The 15,929-nt window shown below is 64.8% G+C and carries 16 protein-coding genes; 4 read left to right on the top strand and 12 right to left on the bottom strand.

Annotation, left to right across the window (positions count from 1 at the left end):
• Positions 1-214 precede the first annotated feature (214 nt).
• Positions 215-703 carry a YdeI/OmpD-associated family protein gene (locus C6Y53_RS02350; RefSeq protein WP_342212770.1) on the top strand — a complete coding sequence of 163 codons (489 nt, stop codon included), beginning with the start codon at positions 215-217 and terminating at the stop codon, positions 701-703.
• Between the two features lie 41 nt (positions 704-744).
• Here C6Y53_RS02350 and C6Y53_RS02345 read toward each other — a convergent pair whose 3' ends face one another.
• Genes C6Y53_RS02345 through C6Y53_RS02330 form a run of 4 tightly spaced genes read right to left on the bottom strand, consistent with a single transcriptional unit; the run spans position 745 to position 2,766 of the window.
• Positions 745-1,110 (bottom strand): DUF1428 domain-containing protein, encoded by a 366-nt coding sequence (locus tag C6Y53_RS02345; protein ID WP_106470958.1) that lies wholly within the window; start codon positions 1,108-1,110, stop codon positions 745-747.
• A 50-nt stretch (positions 1,111-1,160) separates the two neighbouring features.
• A complete protein-coding gene (locus tag C6Y53_RS02340) occupies positions 1,161-1,583 on the bottom strand; it encodes a VOC family protein (RefSeq protein ID WP_106470957.1) in 423 nt (140 codons plus the stop codon).
• A gap of 18 nt (positions 1,584-1,601) precedes the next feature.
• Positions 1,602-2,090 carry an SRPBCC family protein gene (locus tag C6Y53_RS02335; RefSeq protein ID WP_106470956.1) on the bottom strand — a complete coding sequence of 163 codons (489 nt, stop codon included), beginning with the start codon at positions 2,088-2,090 and terminating at the stop codon, positions 1,602-1,604.
• A complete protein-coding gene (locus C6Y53_RS02330; RefSeq protein ID WP_106470955.1) occupies positions 2,083-2,766 on the bottom strand; it encodes a TetR/AcrR family transcriptional regulator in 684 nt (227 codons plus the stop codon). Before C6Y53_RS02330 ends, C6Y53_RS02335 begins: the two co-directional genes overlap by 8 nt.
• Positions 2,767-3,232: 466 nt before the next feature.
• On the opposite strand from C6Y53_RS02330, the gene C6Y53_RS02325 reads away from it, so the two are divergent.
• Positions 3,233-4,768 carry an arylsulfatase gene (locus tag C6Y53_RS02325; protein WP_244614989.1) on the top strand — a complete coding sequence of 512 codons (1,536 nt, stop codon included), beginning with the start codon at positions 3,233-3,235 and terminating at the stop codon, positions 4,766-4,768.
• Positions 4,769-4,911: 143 nt separating this feature from the next.
• On the opposite strand, the gene C6Y53_RS02320 is transcribed toward C6Y53_RS02325, so the two are convergent.
• From C6Y53_RS02320 to C6Y53_RS02290, 7 genes are all read right to left on the bottom strand, one after another.
• Positions 4,912-6,087 carry a glycoside hydrolase family protein gene (locus C6Y53_RS02320; protein ID WP_211299445.1) on the bottom strand — a complete coding sequence of 392 codons (1,176 nt, stop codon included), beginning with the start codon at positions 6,085-6,087 and terminating at the stop codon, positions 4,912-4,914.
• A complete protein-coding gene (locus C6Y53_RS02315) occupies positions 6,084-7,217 on the bottom strand; it encodes an amidohydrolase/deacetylase family metallohydrolase (RefSeq protein ID WP_106470953.1) in 1,134 nt (377 codons plus the stop codon). Before C6Y53_RS02315 ends, C6Y53_RS02320 begins: the two co-directional genes overlap by 4 nt.
• A 13-nt stretch (positions 7,218-7,230) precedes the next feature.
• Positions 7,231-8,661 carry an amidase gene (locus C6Y53_RS02310; protein WP_106470952.1) on the bottom strand — a complete coding sequence of 477 codons (1,431 nt, stop codon included), beginning with the start codon at positions 8,659-8,661 and terminating at the stop codon, positions 7,231-7,233.
• Between the two features lie 4 nt (positions 8,662-8,665).
• On the bottom strand, positions 8,666-9,748 hold the full coding sequence (locus tag C6Y53_RS02305) for a Gfo/Idh/MocA family protein (RefSeq protein WP_106470951.1): 1,083 nt from the start codon (positions 9,746-9,748) through the stop codon (positions 8,666-8,668).
• A 62-nt stretch (positions 9,749-9,810) separates the two neighbouring features.
• Entirely contained in the window at positions 9,811-10,956 is a 1,146-nt protein-coding gene (locus C6Y53_RS02300) for an ABC transporter substrate-binding protein (RefSeq protein ID WP_106470950.1), read from the bottom strand.
• 47 nt (positions 10,957-11,003) lie between these two features.
• Positions 11,004-11,825, bottom strand: a complete 822-nt coding sequence (locus C6Y53_RS02295) for an ABC transporter permease (RefSeq protein ID WP_106470949.1) — start codon at positions 11,823-11,825, stop codon at positions 11,004-11,006.
• A gap of 4 nt (positions 11,826-11,829) precedes the next feature.
• Positions 11,830-12,615: an ABC transporter ATP-binding protein gene (locus C6Y53_RS02290; RefSeq protein ID WP_106470948.1), complete on the bottom strand. Its 786-nt coding sequence runs from the start codon at positions 12,613-12,615 to the stop codon at positions 11,830-11,832.
• A gap of 203 nt (positions 12,616-12,818) precedes the next feature.
• Between C6Y53_RS02290 and C6Y53_RS02285 the strand changes: the two genes are divergently transcribed.
• Entirely contained in the window at positions 12,819-13,742 is a 924-nt protein-coding gene (locus C6Y53_RS02285) for a MurR/RpiR family transcriptional regulator (RefSeq protein WP_106470947.1), read from the top strand.
• A 4-nt stretch (positions 13,743-13,746) separates the two neighbouring features.
• Positions 13,747-15,534 (top strand): NAD(P)-binding domain-containing protein, encoded by a 1,788-nt coding sequence (locus C6Y53_RS02280; RefSeq protein ID WP_106470946.1) that lies wholly within the window; start codon positions 13,747-13,749, stop codon positions 15,532-15,534.
• Here C6Y53_RS02280 and C6Y53_RS02275 read toward each other — a convergent pair.
• Positions 15,519-15,884: a RidA family protein gene (locus tag C6Y53_RS02275; RefSeq protein ID WP_106473916.1), complete on the bottom strand. Its 366-nt coding sequence runs from the start codon at positions 15,882-15,884 to the stop codon at positions 15,519-15,521. The two genes, C6Y53_RS02280 and C6Y53_RS02275, sit on opposite strands and share 16 nt — an antisense overlap.
• Positions 15,885-15,929: the final 45 nt, after the last annotated feature.

Below are 15,929 nucleotides of genomic sequence, written 5' to 3'. Positions count from 1 at the left end.
CAGCGGTTTATACCTTTTCACACATTCTATCTTGGGTGGATGCGGCGGGAAGGATGGCGGACATCAGAGATGATCACCGACGCCAGTGAGTTCTTCACCAAGGGATGTGGCCGGTGCGACCGCTTTGCCACGCCCGACTGTTCGACCCGGCAGTGGATCGACGGCCTCGACCACCTGCGCCGCATATGTCTCGACATGGGGTTGGACGAGAGGGTTGGACGAGACGGTGAAATGGGCGCATCCCACCTACATGCATGCGGGACGCAATATCGCGCTCCTCGCGGCGTTCCGGTGCGACTTCCGGCTGAGCTTCATGAACCCGGGGCTGTTGAGTGACACCGAAGGCGTGCTGGAACCGCAAGGGCCGAACAGCCGGACGCCGGGGATGATCCGTTTTACGGAAGCGGGCCAAACGCGTGAGATGGAACCGGTTATCCGGGCCTATCTGGGACAGTTGATGGCTCATGCCGAGGCGGGTACGAAGCCACCAAAGACCCGGAGCGAAATCGAAATGCCCGACGAGCTGCGCGATGCTCTGGATGTCGATCCGGAACTGGCCGAGGCATTTCACGCGCTGACCCCGGGCCGGCAGAGAAGCTACATGTTCAACATCGGTCAGGCCAGGCGATCTGCGACCCGCCTGGCCCGTATCGAGAAGTTCCGCGAAAAGATCTTCGCGGGCAAGGGTGCGATGGAGCACTAGGCGCATACGTGTTTTCGCAGGTGCGGGCGCCGGATATCCTGCTACATGTCCACGACGGGGGAGAACCCGCCATAGATCAGCCGCTTGCCGTCGAACGGCATCGGGTTCTTTTCCGGGTTGAACCGGTCATCGGTGGCCATCAGTTCCTCCATGCGGCCCATGGCGGCGTCGCGCGTGGCCTTGTCGGGCCATTCGACCCATGAAAACACCACCGTCTCGTCAGCCTTGGCCTGAACCGCCCTGCGGAAATCGGTGTATTCACCATCGGGCACGTCATCGCCCCAGCATTCGACGACGCGCAGCGCGCCGAGTTCGCGGAACACCGTGTCGGCTTGTTCGGCATGTTCGACGAACTTCTGCTTGTTGCCGGCCGGGACCGCCATGACAAAACCATCGACATAGGACATCGTGTTTCTCCTGGTTGAAATCGGTTGCGTGGAGTGCGGGTCGGCGCGGTTCAGTTGGCGCCCTTGCCGCCCTCATAGTTCAGCATCCACGGCGTGCCGTACCGGTCTGTAAACATGGCGAATCTCTCGGCCCAGAACGTTTCGGCGGGCGGCATCTCGACCGATTGCGCACCGTTCGACAGGGCATCGTGGATGCGGTCGAACTCGGCCAGCGAACCGGGCGCGACCGACACCCTGAACCCCTGCGGCTTACTGTACATCGCGTCGGGGCTGTCGGAAGCCATCAGTGTCGCCCGTCCCAGGGTCATGCTCATGTTCATGACCATGTCATCGCCGCCCGGCATCCGGCTGTCGGGATCGGGCGCATCGGCATTGCGGAAAACGGCGCCGATCTCGCCTCCCAGCACGTCGGCATAATGGGTCATCGCCTCGAGGCAGTTCCCGTTGAAAAAGAGATAGATCATCGGTTCCATGGTGCATCGTCCTTTGGATCAGAGTGATTTTGCCAGGTCTTCGAGCTGCTCGGCGGCCCTGCCCCAACCGTCGTGAAACCCCATTTTCTCGTGCTCTTCGCGTGCGTCCGCAGTCCAGTGCATCGCGCGGGCGACATAGCGGGTGCGGCCGTCATTGGTGGCGTCGAGTGTCATTTCGGCCACCATGAAAGCGCGGTCGCCGGGACGCCAGCCGGGGCGGAACGCGTCCGTCGTGACCAGCCTTGATCGGGGCTCGATCTCCAGAAAGACACCCATCGTGTCGAAGCTCTCGCCATTGGGGCCCGTCATGGTCGACGAGAACTCGCCGCCGGGGCGAAGGTCGATCCTGACGTTGCTGGCCTGCCATGGCCGCGGGCAGAACCAGCGCTGCACGAGCTCCGGTTCGGTCCAGCAGCGCCAGACCTTGTCCACCGGCGCGTCGAGAACACGTTCGAGCGTCAGGACATGCCCGGGCTCCGTCGGATTGGTGTCGTCCTGTTTATGCATCGGAAAGCCTTCGGTTCGTGGTGCCGGGGCCGGGGCCGGGGTCGCCGGCGCGGGGGGCTGCATCGAACAGCAGCAGCACATACCGTTTCAGATGATCGACGCTGTCGCGCGCGATGGCGCGATCGCCGGTCGCCTTGGCGAGGATGAAGGCCCCCTGCAGCACCGCCTGCGTGTGGGCGGCGAGGCTGGCGGGGGTCCAGTCCGCGTCGCCGATCCCGCGCGCGGCCATGGCGGCGGCGATATCCGGTTCCAGCGTCGTGGCGTGACCGAAAATGCTGGCGGCGCAGGCATCGCGGATCGCCGGATGTGTGTCATACACCTCCTGGGTCAGGGTGCCGGCGAGGCAGGTGAACCCGGCGGGTTCCCCGTCGATGATGGATTTGCGAAACTCGATATACCCGACCAGCCGGTCGAGCGGGTCGTCATGATCGTGATAGGGCGCGTTCGCGAAGAGGGCGGATGTCGTCTCGGTCCAATGGGCGGCGGCGGCAACGCCGAGGGCCTCCTTGTTCTCGAAATGGTGGAAGAACGCGCCCTTGGTCACGCCGGCCGCACGACAGAGACCGTCGAGCGTCGTGGCCGCAAACCCCTGTGCCCTGATCACATCGCGCGCCGCCTCGAGAAGCCGCGTGCGGGCGTCGCCCCGTTCAGGATCAAGCTTGGTCGGTCTGGGCATGTATCCATAATACCAACCGGTTGGTATTTTTCAAGATGATTGTAATCCAGCACCTGCACGGGCGATTTCGCCTGAATATTATAAGTTCCAATTCAGGTGGTTATATGGAAAACCGTAACCATCGCAGACACAAGGCCAAGCGATTCTTCGCGGTCCGTTTGCTGTCGGCGATTGATTGCTGGATCGGTGTCTCAACCTATGGGGAGGTGTTAACGGTTGAAACGACTCGCCTGACTTGCGAAGTTGGCGCTACCTGAACTGACGAGGGTCAAGGCGTCGAGGCTGGAACTTATCGACAAGCAGACGGCCATCGGGCTGCCGACAATGACGTACCGATCGCCGGACATGATCGAACCGAAGTAACTCCAATAGGGGGCATTCCATGTTGAACTTCACACATTCATTGCGCCGCTCGCTGCCGGGATTGAGAAGTCTCGTCGCGGCATCGGCCGCGGTATTTCTCGCCATGCCGGCCCTGGCCCAGGACCAGGAGAAACCGAACATTCTGGTGATCTGGGGGGATGATGTCGGCCAGTCCAACATCTCTGCCTATACGATGGGCCTGATGGGGTATCGCACCCCCAATATCGACCGGATCGCCGATGAAGGCATGATCTTCACCGACTATTACGGCGAACAATCCTGCACCGCGGGACGTTCCTCCTTCATCATGGGGCAGTCGGTGTTCCGGACCGGCCTGTCCAAGGTCGGCCTGCCGGGTGCCAAGGAAGGCATGCAGGTCGAGGATCCGACCATCGCCGGGTTGCTCAAGGCCGAAGGCTACGCCACCGGCCAGTTCGGCAAGAACCATCTTGGCGACCGGGACGAACACCTGCCGACGAACCACGGTTTCGACGAGTTCTTTGGCAATCTCTATCACCTGAACGCCGAGGAAGAGCCGGAAAACGAAGACTATCCGGGCGACCTGGTCATGGAAGACGGCAAGACGTTCCGCGAGAAGTTCGGCCCCCGCGGGGTCCTGAAGACCTCGGTGGACGGCAATATCGAGGATACCGGACCGCTGACGCGCAAGCGGATGGAAACGGTCGATGACGAAACCGTTGCCGCCGCCCTTGATTTCATCGAGCGTCAGGAAGGCGAGGACAAGCCCTGGTTCGTCTGGTGGAACGGCACCCACATGCATTATCGCACCCATGTGAGCGACGAGATGCGCGCACGGGCCGACGAGATCGCCGGGCATCATGTGGACGAATACCAGGCCGGCATGATCCTGCATGACTCCCATATCGGCCAGATCCTCGACAAGATCGACGAACTGGGGATCGCCGACAACACCATCGTGTTCTATTCGACCGACAACGGCCCGCATATGAACTCGTGGCCGGATGCGGCGATGACCCCGTTCTGGGGGGAAAAAAACACCATGTGGGAAGGCGGCTGGCGAGTTCCGGCCATGGTCCGCTGGCCCGGCAACATCGAAGCGGGTTCGGTCAGCAACGAGATCGTCCATCACATGGACTGGCTGCCGACCTTCCTTGCCGCCGCGGGTAACGAGACCGTCAAGGAGGACCTTCTGGAAGGCATCACCGTGGCCGAAGTGGGCGGCGGGCGCGACTACAAGGTGCATCTCGACGGCTACAACATCCTGCCGATGCTGACCGGCGAGACCGACAAGAGCCCGCGCAAGGAGATCTTCTATTTCACCGATGACGGTGACCTGGCGGCCCTGCGCTATGACGAATGGAAGATGGTCTTCATGGAGCAGAAGGCATGGGGCACGCTGCGCGCCTGGATCGAGCCGTTCACGGTGCTTCGCGTGCCGCTGATCTTCAACCTGCGTCGCGACCCCTACGAACGCAGCTACCGGACGTCCAACACCTATTACGACTGGATGATGGACCGCGCCTACCTGCTGGTGCCGGCGCAGGCCTATGTGGCCAAGTTCCTCGAAACCTTCCGCGAGTATCCGCCACGTCAGGAGGCTGCCTCGTTCAGCCTCGACCATGTGATGGAAAAGATGACCTCGCCGATTGGCGACTGACGGCGATCTGACATCGACCTGACGCCGGTCTGACGGCAAACCAAGGTGATGCGCCCGGTCCGGACATGGACCGGGCGCATTGCATTTGGGGCCGTGCGATTGATCGCCCCGCCCGTATCCGCCCCGGCGGTGCGGTCGAACTGTCAGCCGTGCAGGGCCTGCGCGATCCAGTCGAGCCGTGACGGCGGGACGAGGCCGAGATTGTAGAAATTGATGCCATCGGCACACGGAAACGCCGCCTGCACCCGTTGCTTCAGGTCGTCGCGGCCCGATACCTCGGGATGGAACAACTGGAACCCGGCGACGATCGTCCTGTCGGGGCCGAGCGTGTCGCGCGCCGATTTCAGGGCCGGGCCGATCCGGTCGACCGCCGTGGCATAGGCGCAATGAACGACGCCATCGCAATGCGGCGCGATGGCGGGCAGGTCGATGCCGCCCCACCAGCTGCCCTCGAAATCGATCAGCAGGACCCGCGTATCCGCATGGGCCGCCTGCCGGATCTCGCCAATGAGCGATGTGACCGGTTCGGACCGCCACCCGAGATAGGCCGCGAGATCCGGCTGGTTGGCAAAGGCCCGCAGGCCGGTGCCGGGAAAGCCGGGAAAGGCCGCCTTTGGCAATTCGCGGGCAAAGGCCGCATCGAGCAGACGCCGAACCGTATCGCGTGCCGCATCGGCGGGAACACCGGCCCGCCGCGCCCGGTTCATGCAGTGGTCGCAGAAACAGACGCCCAGCAGGAACCTGTCTTCGTCCAGCAGCCCCAGCCCGTCCTTTTCGTGGTGAAACCCGTGGTCGAACCCCATGAAATCGGGGCTTTCCAGTTCGATCCGGTCCGGGCGGTAGCGGTGGCTGATCTCGGCAACGAGGCCGGTCACATAGGCCCGCGCGGCGGGGCTGGACGGGCACAGCCCGTAATATTGCGGGTCGCCATGGGCGGTGCGAACCACATGATCGGGATGCGCCATGCCCAGCCGCGTATTGTGCAGGCACACGGTCCAGCAGGACACCGCTGGCCCGCCCCGGGCCCGCCGGTCGATCAGTTGCGCCAGGTAGTCGCCCTCGGTCGAAACGATCTCGGCCTGCAGGGGCGCGATCTCGGCGTCGGTCCAGCGCGCCGGGTCGATCTCGTAATAGACGGTGCCGTCCTGCGGATACCAGATGCGGCGGCGCGGGTTGCCCGGCTGCAGGAACCGGCCGGCGTGATAGGAACTCGCCAGGCTGATCGTGTTCACGCCCTGCGCCGCGAGACGGTCCAGCGCGGCCTCCAGCCCGATATCGTGCAGATCCCACGGATAGGCCCAGACCGAGATGTCCCTCACGGCGACAGGTCCTCGTAGCGGCCGCCCAGAACCCGGCCCTCGGCAACCACCCGCCGGTTGAATGTCAGCGTTTGTCCCCTGACATCCTCGAGCTCGACCGGCTCGTCGAGGATGCGGAAGACCGACGCCTCTGCCGGGCCGCCGGGCGCCAGCATACCCAGGTCGCCGCGCCGGATCGCGCGGGCCGGCGTCAGGGTCGAGGCGCGGATCACGTCGGTCAGGGGCATGCCCAGCGCCAGCAGCTTGTTCATCGTCCGCAACAGGTGCCAGGCCGGGCCGTCGATGCACAGCACATGCACGTCCGAGGAAATCGTGTCGGGTGGGAACCCGGCCTTCATCGCGGCGCGCGCCGCATCCCAGCAGAACGCGCCCATCCCGTGGCCGATATCGAACAGGACACCCCGGTCCCGCGCCTTCAGCAGCGCGGGTTTGACCCGGCCGGCATCGTCGACCGGCGCGTTGGGTGCCGGCCGGAAACAATGGGTGAGAACATCGCCCGGACGCAGCAGGTCCACCACGTCCTCGTAGAGTGGATCCGGTTCGTCGATATGCGCCATGATCGGCAGGCCGGACTCCCCGGCAATCTCGAGCGCGAGTTGCAGCGGCCTGATGCCGTTGGCGCCGCTGGTATGGCGGCCGACACGCACCTTCAGCCCGACGATCCGGTCGGCATTCGCGGCGGCGACCTCGGCCGCTTCGCGGGTCGCCATCAGCCGCATGTCCTGGCTTTCGCCGACCATGACGGTGGGCGAAAAGGCAAAGATCCCGGCAAAGGAGATGTGGATATACCCAAGGATACGCACCTCGGCAGGTTCGATCACATGGCGCCGGAAACCCGCGAAATTGCCCGGCCCGGCGCTGCCGGCATCGACCAGCGTCGTCGCGGCGCAGCGACGGGCATAGCTGTCCGCCTCGACGCTCAGCGAGGTGCCGCCCCAATAGACATGGGTGTGCAGGTCGATCAGCCCCGGCGTGACGATGGCGCCTGATACATCGCGCGTTTCGGTTCCGGTCAGCCCGTCGCCGATGGCCGCCACGCGGTTCCCGTCGAACCCGACATCGGTGACACGGTCGAGCCCGGAGGCCGGGTCGATGACCCGTCCTCCGCTCAGAACCAGCGCGTGGGTCATGGCGCGGGCCTCCTCAGGTTGCCGACGGCGGGCGCCGGTCCGACCACGGCATCGCCTGTTCAAGCGCCGCCGACAGCGCGAGCAGCCGGGCCTCGTCGCCCATCCGGGCCACGAACTGGACCCCGGCGGGCAGGCCAGCGGCCATGCCGAGTGGCAGCGAGATCGCCGGCTGGCCCGACATGTTGAACGGCGACATGAACACGCTGTCGCTCCAGAGCGCGTTGTAGGTGTCGAGATCGGACAGGCTCATGTCGTAATAGCCGACCGGGCGCGGCGGCTGGGTCAGAACCGGCGTGATCGTTATGTCGAACCGGTCCAGATCCTGGGCCACGCCGCGACCGATCTGGCGCACCGCCTCGATCCGCCCGGCATGGTCGATCGCGGATGTATTGCGGCCCCGTTCGATGATCGCCCATGTGACCGGCTCGACCTCCTCCGGCGTGACCGGGTGCCCGACGACGGTTTCGAGAAACGCGAACATGGCCGCGGTTTCGACACAGGTCATGTCGGTATAGGTTTTCCACGCCGCCGCCGCGTCATGGCCCATCTCGTGTTCGATCACCGTGTGGCCCATCGCGCCGAGAACAGCGGCGACCTGTTCGATCAGCGCCACGATCTCGGGGTGAACCGGGTTTCCATCGGGCGACGCGGTGACGACACCGACGGTCAGCGCCGAGGGTGGCCGTGCGATGGTGTCGAGATAGGGCTGGCCCGGCATCGCGATCGCGTAGGGGTCGCCCGCCATCGCGCCGCCGATCACGTCGAGATAGGCGGCGGTGTCGCGCACGGTGCGCGAGTTGCAGAGGAAATAGGCGCCGCCGGCCCAGTAATCGGCAAAGGGGGCGAGCGTCACCCGCCCGCGCGATGGTTTCAGGCCGACCACGCCGCAGCAGGACGCGGGCACACGGATCGACCCGGCCCCGTCGCTGGCCTCGGCGATGGGGATCATGCCGGTCGCCACTGCGACGGCGGTGCCGCCGCTCGACCCGCCCGCGGTCCGCGCCGGGTCCCAGGGGTTGACGGTCGGGCCGTAGAGCACCGGCTCGGTGGTGATGCTCCAGCCGTTTTCGGGCGCGTTGGATTTGCCCAGCAGCAACAGGCCCGCCGCGCGCAGCCGGGCGCTGATGACGCTGTCCTCCTGCGCCACCTGGCCTTGCAGGAAGCGCGAGGAATTGGTCAGCGGCGCGCCTTTCCAGGACGATGCCAGTTCCTTCAGCAGGAACGGCACGCCCGCCAGCGGGCTGGCGCCGGGCGCAACCGACCCGGCCGCGTTCCGGGCGTCGACATAGAGCTTGTGGACGATGGCGTTGAGGGCCGGGTTCATGGCCTCGACCGCGCGGATGCCCGCTTCGACCAGCTCGGCCGGCGAGACCTGCCCGGCCTGCACGAGCTGCGCCAGTCCGACCGCGTCGGTGCTGCGATAGAGTTTGTCAAGGTCGGTCATCGGATCACTCGAGCTCGATGGCCCGCTCCTCTTGGATGCTCTGTTCCGCGGCGAGCACGATGCGCAGCGAATTGACGGCGGCATCCATCGACTCGTCCAGGTCCAGATCCTCGCGGATCGCACGCAGGAAAAACGCCTGTTCGCGGTCGCACAGGTCCTGGTGGTCGGGTTCGTCCTCCATCGACATCAGATCATCGGGTTTGACGAAATTCTTGTCCGGCCCGACCTCGGCATGGTGATAGCGGATCGCGTCGGTTTTCGTGTGCTTGTCGATATCGGCGCTGTCGGACAGTTCCTCGGCATCGTGGCGGGCCTCGTCATTCGGCACCAGCGATACCGACCCTTTGGGCCCGACGATATCCTTCACGAAAAAGGCGGTTTCCGACATCATCGGGCCCCAGCCCGCCTCGTACCAGCCCACCGATCCGTCATCGAAGGTGACATGCAGGTGCCCGTAATTCTGCTTGTCCGCCTCGGCCCAGAGCGCCGCGCCGATGCCATGCACCCTTACCGGTCTGGCCTCGGTCAGCTGGCACATCACGTCGACATAATGCACGCCGCAATCGACGATCGGGATCAGGCTGTCGATCAGGTTCTTGTGCCACATCCAGGCATCGCCGGACGATTGCTGGTTCAGGTTCAGCCGCATCACCAGCGGCTTGCCCAGCGTCTTGCCCAGCTCGACGAATTTAATCCAGGACGGATGCACCCGAAGGATATAGCCCAGCACCAGCTTGCGATTCTTCTCGCGGGCCTTGGCGACGACGGCCTCGGCTTCCTGGTTGGAGGTGCCGATGGGTTTTTCCATGAACACATGCGCGCCGGCGTCCATCGCCTTGATGGCATAGTCGGCATGGGTGTTCGGCCAGGTGTTGATCGAAACCGCATCGGGTTTCAGCTCGGCCAGCGCCGCCTCGTAATCCTCGAACAACGGATAGCCGGAGAGGTCCTCCGGGATCTCCCTGGACTTGATGGTGCGCGAACACAGGCCGACGATTTCGAACCCGTCCATCCGGTGATAGGCGCTGGCGTGGGATGCGCCCATGTTGCCCAGCCCGACGACGAGAATGCGTATTGGGTCGCTCATTTCCGGTTCTCCCCCCTGTGGTTGCCGGTCCGGGCGGCTCGCGGGCCGCCCGGGCGCAAGGTTCAGATCGCCTGATCGAACATCGAATTGCGGATGGCCTCGACATCCACGGCGGCGAGATCCTCGCTGACCTCGGCCCCGGCCGCATCGGCCTTGACCGCGTCAATGTCGAAATCGTTCGCCGCGGCGATCAGGTCGTTCGAGCAGACATCGGCGGCCTGGATCGGGTTCGAATTCTGGCCGATCTCGGCGGAGAGGTCGAAGAACTTCTGCCAGCTCGCCATGTCATGCCAGCCCCAGCCTTCGCGTTTGGACATGTCGCCCCGGAACACGTTCATCTGCTGGATGATCGACATCAGGCCCAGCTGCGGCCCGAGATTCGAGGCGAGGGTCGGGAACTGTTCGAACACCGCCTGCACGGCGGCGGCAGGATTGTGTTCCGCGAATTCCAGCCCCTTGGCCCAGCCGCGCAGATACTGCTCGAGAAACGCCTTGCGGTCGGGATCGTCGAGATCCCCGGCACGGACCACGAAGGTGTTGGCCGGCAGCGGCGAATTCTGGACCCCGAGCCAGTATTCGAACTCGAGCCCGGTCGAGATCCATTCGGCCCGCAGCCCTTCCCAGGACAGGGCCGCGTCGCCCTGTCCCGCGGCCAGCGCCGTCCCCCATGTCGGCCAGCCGGCCTCGACATAGTTGATGGTCGAGATGTCGACGCCCTGAGCGGCGAGCAACGGATCGACGATCGGTTGCCATGCCGCCGAGCCGAGCAGGATCGTCTTGCCCTCGATTCCCTTCAGGTCGGACGGCCCTTCGCCCTTGCGGAAGGCGAGGCTGAACGTGTCGAGCGCGCCCATGTGAAAGGCCGATTTCAGGTTCATTCCGTTTTCGATGGCAAACGAGAACACGCCGGGGCTCGGGAACCCCATGTCGGCCTGTCCGACATCGACGAATTTCACCGTCGCGGTGCCGTCCGAGGGGCCGGGCTGCATCTCGACATCGAGCCCGTCGAAATAGCCCATCTTCTTGCCGATCCAGAAAGGATAGTCGTCCAGCACTTCGAGCGTGCCGCGTGGCGAAATCCAGGTGAAGGCGCCGTCATAGGGCTCGGCCAGCCCGCGCGTCGCCCCGAGCCCCGACACGATCACACCGCCCGCGGTCACCTGAAGAAGCTGGCGCCGGGTCAGTCCCGTCTTGATCTTCCATTCCATGTTTCAGTCTCCCTGATGGTTATGCGTCTGCTGCCGGTTCGGGCGCCTCATGCCTCCCAGCTTGCCCATCTCTTGCCGATAAGAAAAAAGATGACGTAGATCAGGATGCCCAGCAGCGACAGGATCAGCACGACCCCGAAGAACTGCGGCATCTGGATCATCGACGAATAGGTCGTCAGCCGGTTGCCCAGCCCGAACCCGCCGCCGACCATTTCGGCGCCAACCGCCGTCAGCAGCCCGAAGATCGCGCCGATCATCAGGCCGACCAGGATCATCGGCAGCGCCATCGGCGCGCGCACCTTCCAGAATATCTGCAGCGTGCTGGCCCCGTAGGACCGGGCCAGGGCGATCTTCTGCGAATCGACGCGCCGGAACCCGGTGGCGGAATTGATCATGACCATGGGACCGGACGCGAGCGCGACGGCGATGATCCGCGGTTCATAGCCAAAGCCGAACCTGAGGATCAGCAACGGCACCAGCGCCAGCATCGGCGTGGTGACGAGGATCAGGATGTAGGGGGCGATGATCTTTTCGGCAAAGGGGAACTGGGTGATGACGGCGGCAAGGATCATGCCGATCCCCGCGCCGATGGCAAAGCCCGACAGCAACACCACGATCGTATGCCCCAGATGCGGCAGGATCAGCGGGAAATCGGTGACCAACGCGGTCACGATCGCCGATGGCGGCGGCAGGATGTAATGCGGCACCTCGAACACCCGCAGCGCCAGTTCCATGCCGCCGATCACGAGGAAGGCCGTGGCGATGATGGCGGCGATTTCCAGCCGCGTCTGGCCGGACCCGCCAAAGGATGACAGCGACTGGAGCCCCTTGCCCACATTCGATCCGACCACACCGGTTTCGTCGCTCATGTTCCTACTCCGCCGCCGCCGTTAGGCGGTCATCGTGCTGGCCGTAGATGTCGGCCTTGATCCTGTAGGTCAGGTCATAGACATCCTTGCCGGCCATGATTTCCATCGTGCGCGGGCGCGGGAAGGGGACCGGATAGTCATTCTTCACCCGCCCGGGCCGGGGCGTCAGGACGATCACGCGGTCCGACAGGAACAGCGCCTCTTCGATGGAATGGGTGATGAAGACGATGGTGGTGTGCGTCTCCAGCCATATCTCCTCCACCAGCCGGTTCATCTCTTCGCGCGTGAAGGCATCGAGCGCCCCGAAGGGTTCGTCCATCAGCAGCACCGAGGGGCGCAGCGACAGCGCGCGCACGATCGAGGCGCGCTGCTGCATCCCGCCGGACAATTCGCGCGGAAAGTTCTTTTCGAACCCCTTCAGCTTGACCCGTTCCAGCAGGTGGTTGATCCAGTCGCGGTCGGGTTTGAGCCCCTTGATTTCGAACGGGAACAGGATGTTGTCGATCAGGTTGCGCCAGGGCAGCAGGTTGGCATCCTGAAATACCAGGCCGATATCGGGATGCGGTTGCGTGATCGGGGAGCCGTCGAGCAGGATCTCGCCCTCGCTGAGATGATGCAGCCCGGACATCGACCACAGAAGCGTGGTCTTGCCGCAGCCTGACGGGCCGACGATGGAAACGATGGTGTTGGGCGCGATATCGAATGAGCAGCCCTGCAATGCCGCTACCGCGCCATAGTGTTTGCCGGCCGACCTGATCGAGAGTTTCGCCTGCATGGTCGCATCGCCCATGAAAGATGCCGCCCCTTTCCAACCTGTCGCGCGGATTCGCACGACTCGACTCGTTGCTGAAAAATGTGAAACTTACTTACAAACCTGTCAATAGTTTTGATCTTCACGTCGACGGGTCAATAATAGTTGGACTTTGTTGGCGCAAAGTGTGTAATAAACTTACAGAATGAACCGATACCCATACGAAAACGGGATGACGGCACATGATTGTGACGGAAGAGGCTGACGATCCCGGGGGGCGGCGTGACCGGCTTCCCGACATCATCGGCAGGATCAGGGACAGCTATGCCGATCTGCGCCCGGCCGAACAGTCGGTGGCCGATGCGGTGCTCGCCGATGTGCGCGAGGCGGTGCGCGCCAGCAATGCCGAGATCGCGTTGCGGGCGGGTGTCAGCCAGCCCACCGTGACCCGGTTCTGCCGCTCGATCGGCTGCGAGGGCGTGCGGGATTTCAAACTCCAGCTCGCCCAGTCGCTCGCGGTGGGCGAAACCTTCCTGACCTCCGAGACGCTCGAGACGCCGCCCGGGGAACTGCCGCCCTTCTGGATGTCGGTTCTGGGCGAGGCCCGCGCCGCGATCCGCGAGGTCGAGCGCCAGGTGCCGCCCGAGGACGTGCTGACCGCCGCCGGGGTCCTGGCCGCGGCCGAGCGCATCGCCACCTTCGGGGTCGGCGGGTCGTCCGCCTCGCTCGCGCTCGAGGCGCAGGTGCGGCTGTTCCGCTATGGCCTGGCGGTCGAGGTCTGCCGCGAACCCTACATGGCGCGGATGACCGCCGCGACACTGAAACCGCAGGACGTGTTCCTCGCCATTTCCGCCACCGGGCGGACGCCGGAGGTGGTCGAGGCGGTGGAAACCGCCAACCGCTATGGCGTGCGCACGATCGCCATAACCCGTCCGGGGTCTCCGCTGGCCGTGGCGGCCTCGCTCGCGCTGACGGTGCGGATCGGTGAATATCCCGACGCGCTGACGCCATCGGCGTCGCGCTTCGCCTTTCTCGCCATCCTCGACGTGATCGCCGCCGGCGCCGGCTATCAGCTCGGGCCTCGCGCGCGCGAGAACCTGAGACGCATCAAGTTCAACATCATCGATACACGGCCCGGCGAAGGGCTGGAGCCGCTGGGAGACTGACACGATGACAATGGAAGACGCGATCGACGCCTGGATCGGTCGTTTCAACGCGGCGCTGCAAGGCGGCGATGCGCAGGCCGCAGCGGGCCTGTTCGAGGAAACCGGATACTGGCGCGACCTGCTGGCATTCACCTGGAATATCAAGACGATGGAGGGGCGCGGCGACATTGCTGAGATGCTTGAGGCCTGCCTGGGCAGCGCCCGGCCACAGGGCTGGCGGCGCGACGGCCCGGCCGGGATGACCGAGGACGGGACCGCCGCCTGGATCGTGTTCGAAACCGCCGTGGCATGGGGCAGGGGGCGGGTCACCATCCGCGACGGGCTCTGCCATGTTCTGTTCACCGCTATGACCGACCTGAAGGGGCATGAGGAGCCGCTGGGCCGCAACCGCCCGATGGGGCTGGTGCACCGCGCCGGGCGCAACCGGATCACCTGGTCCGAACGCCGCGCGGAAACCGCGCGGCGGCTTGGCCACGAGGACCAGCCCGAAGTACTCATTGTCGGGGGTGGACAGGGGGGTGTCGCCCTGGCGGCGCGGCTGAAGAGCCTCGGCGTGTCCGCCCTGATCGTCGAGAAGAATCCGAGGATCGGCGACAGCTGGCGCAACCGCTATCGCAGCCTCGTGCTGCATGACCCGGTCTGGTACGACCATCTGCCCTACCTGCCGTTTCCCGAGGGCTGGCCGGTCTTCTGTCCCAAGGACAAGATCGGCGACTGGCTCGAAGCCTATGCGCTGATCTTCGAACTGGATGCCTGGACATCGTCGAGCTGCGAGGCGGCGAGCTGGGATCCCGAAACCGGGCGCTGGACCGCGCGGGTGCGGCGCGAGGGCGAGGACCTGACGCTCACCCCCCGCCAGATCGTGTTCTGCACCGGCGCCTACGGTCCGCCGCGCGAGCCGGATTTCCCGGGCCAGTCCGCGTTCCGGGGCACGGTCCTGCATTCGGCGCATTACCGGTCGGGCGCCGATCACAGCGGCAAGCGCGTGCTCGTGATCGGGGCCGGCAGCTCGGCCCATGACGTTGCGGTCGATCTGTGGGAGGCAGGGGCGGAGGTGACGATGTTCCAGCGCCGCCCGTCGATCGTCGTCCGGTCCGAGACGCTGATGAAATACGGGTTCGACATCTATTCCGAGGACGCGGTCGAGGCCGGGCTGACCACCGACCGGGCCGACATGCTGGCCGCGGCGACGCCCTATGGGCTGTTTGCCGAAAAACAGAAACGTCTCTACGACACCATCCGGCACGAGGATGCCGGATTCTATGACCGGTTGAGCGATGCGGGCTTCGCCCATGATTTCGGCGAGGACGATACCGGTCTCATGATGCGGGCCCTGCGGACCGCGTCGGGTTACTATATCGATGTCGGCGCATCGGACCTGATCGCCAACGGCGATGTCGGCGTGGTGTCGGGCGACGAAATCGAATGTCTGACGCCCGAAGGCGTGCGGTTCGTCTCGGGCCGCGAGATCGGGGTCGACCTGATCGTCGCCTGTATCGGCTACCAGTCGATGAACGAGTCCGTCGCCGGCATTGTCGACCGCGAAACCGCCGACAGGGTCGGCCCGTGCTGGGGGCTGGGGTCCGGTATCCGGGGCGATCCGGGGCCGTGGCTGGGCGAGCTGCGCAACATGTGGAAACCGACGGCGCATGAGGCGCTCTGGTTCCACGGCGGCAACCTGGCGATGTCGCGCTTCTATTCCCGCTTTGTCGCGCTCCAGCTCAAGGCCCGGCAGGAAGGTATCGAGACGCCGGTCTACGGTCGCCCCGATCCGGTTCAGACCGGTTTGTAGGCGATGGCTTCGATTTCCACCGCGATATCGATCATCAGGCGCGATTCGGCGGTCGAACGCGCGGGCGGGTTTTCGGGAAAGAACGCGGCATATGCCGTGTTGAACGCGGCAAAATCATCGCGGTCGCGCAGCCAGACCGTCGTCTTGACGACATCGGAGAGCCCGCAACCCGCCAGTTCGAGACAGGCGCGGAGATTGTCCAGAACCTGCCGGGTTTCGGCTGCAACGCCGCCGCCGACGACCTGTCCGTCGGCACCGACCGGGACCTGCCCCGAGACATATACGAAATCGCCGGCCCTGACCGCGGGCGTGAGGGGAACCTGCGAAGACCCGAAATACTGCTTGGTCATGGTCATCTCCTGTCTGGCTATGGGTGGTTATCGCGCGGCGACACA

It is taken from the genome of Pukyongiella litopenaei (genome assembly GCF_003008555.2).
In the GTDB taxonomy this organism is placed as follows: domain Bacteria; phylum Pseudomonadota; class Alphaproteobacteria; order Rhodobacterales; family Rhodobacteraceae; genus Pukyongiella; species Pukyongiella litopenaei.
This window is presented reverse-complemented; position numbering and strand designations above follow the sequence as displayed.

Bases quoted from the DNA above. Each gene is read 5' to 3' on its own strand.
- C6Y53_RS02345 (WP_106470958.1), bottom strand. From the start codon at position 1,110: ATGTCCTATGTCGATGGTTTTGTCATGGCGGTCCCGGCCGGCAACAAG.
- C6Y53_RS02340 (WP_106470957.1), bottom strand. From the start codon at position 1,583: ATGGAACCGATGATCTATCTCTTTTTCAACGGGAACTGCCTCGAGGCG.
- C6Y53_RS02335 (WP_106470956.1), bottom strand. From the start codon at position 2,090: ATGCATAAACAGGACGACACCAATCCGACGGAGCCCGGGCATGTCCTG.
- C6Y53_RS02330 (WP_106470955.1), bottom strand. From the start codon at position 2,766: ATGCCCAGACCGACCAAGCTTGATCCTGAACGGGGCGACGCCCGCACG.
- C6Y53_RS02325 (WP_244614989.1), top strand. From the start codon at position 3,233: ATGCCGGCCCTGGCCCAGGACCAGGAGAAACCGAACATTCTGGTGATC.
- C6Y53_RS02315 (WP_106470953.1), bottom strand. From the start codon at position 7,217: ATGACCCACGCGCTGGTTCTGAGCGGAGGACGGGTCATCGACCCGGCC.
- C6Y53_RS02310 (WP_106470952.1), bottom strand. From the start codon at position 8,661: ATGACCGACCTTGACAAACTCTATCGCAGCACCGACGCGGTCGGACTG.
- C6Y53_RS02305 (WP_106470951.1), bottom strand. From the start codon at position 9,748: ATGAGCGACCCAATACGCATTCTCGTCGTCGGGCTGGGCAACATGGGC.
- C6Y53_RS02300 (WP_106470950.1), bottom strand. From the start codon at position 10,956: ATGGAATGGAAGATCAAGACGGGACTGACCCGGCGCCAGCTTCTTCAG.
- C6Y53_RS02295 (WP_106470949.1), bottom strand. From the start codon at position 11,825: ATGAGCGACGAAACCGGTGTGGTCGGATCGAATGTGGGCAAGGGGCTC.
- C6Y53_RS02290 (WP_106470948.1), bottom strand. From the start codon at position 12,615: ATGGGCGATGCGACCATGCAGGCGAAACTCTCGATCAGGTCGGCCGGC.
- C6Y53_RS02285 (WP_106470947.1), top strand. From the start codon at position 12,819: ATGATTGTGACGGAAGAGGCTGACGATCCCGGGGGGCGGCGTGACCGG.
- C6Y53_RS02280 (WP_106470946.1), top strand. From the start codon at position 13,747: ATGACAATGGAAGACGCGATCGACGCCTGGATCGGTCGTTTCAACGCG.
- C6Y53_RS02275 (WP_106473916.1), bottom strand. From the start codon at position 15,884: ATGACCAAGCAGTATTTCGGGTCTTCGCAGGTTCCCCTCACGCCCGCG.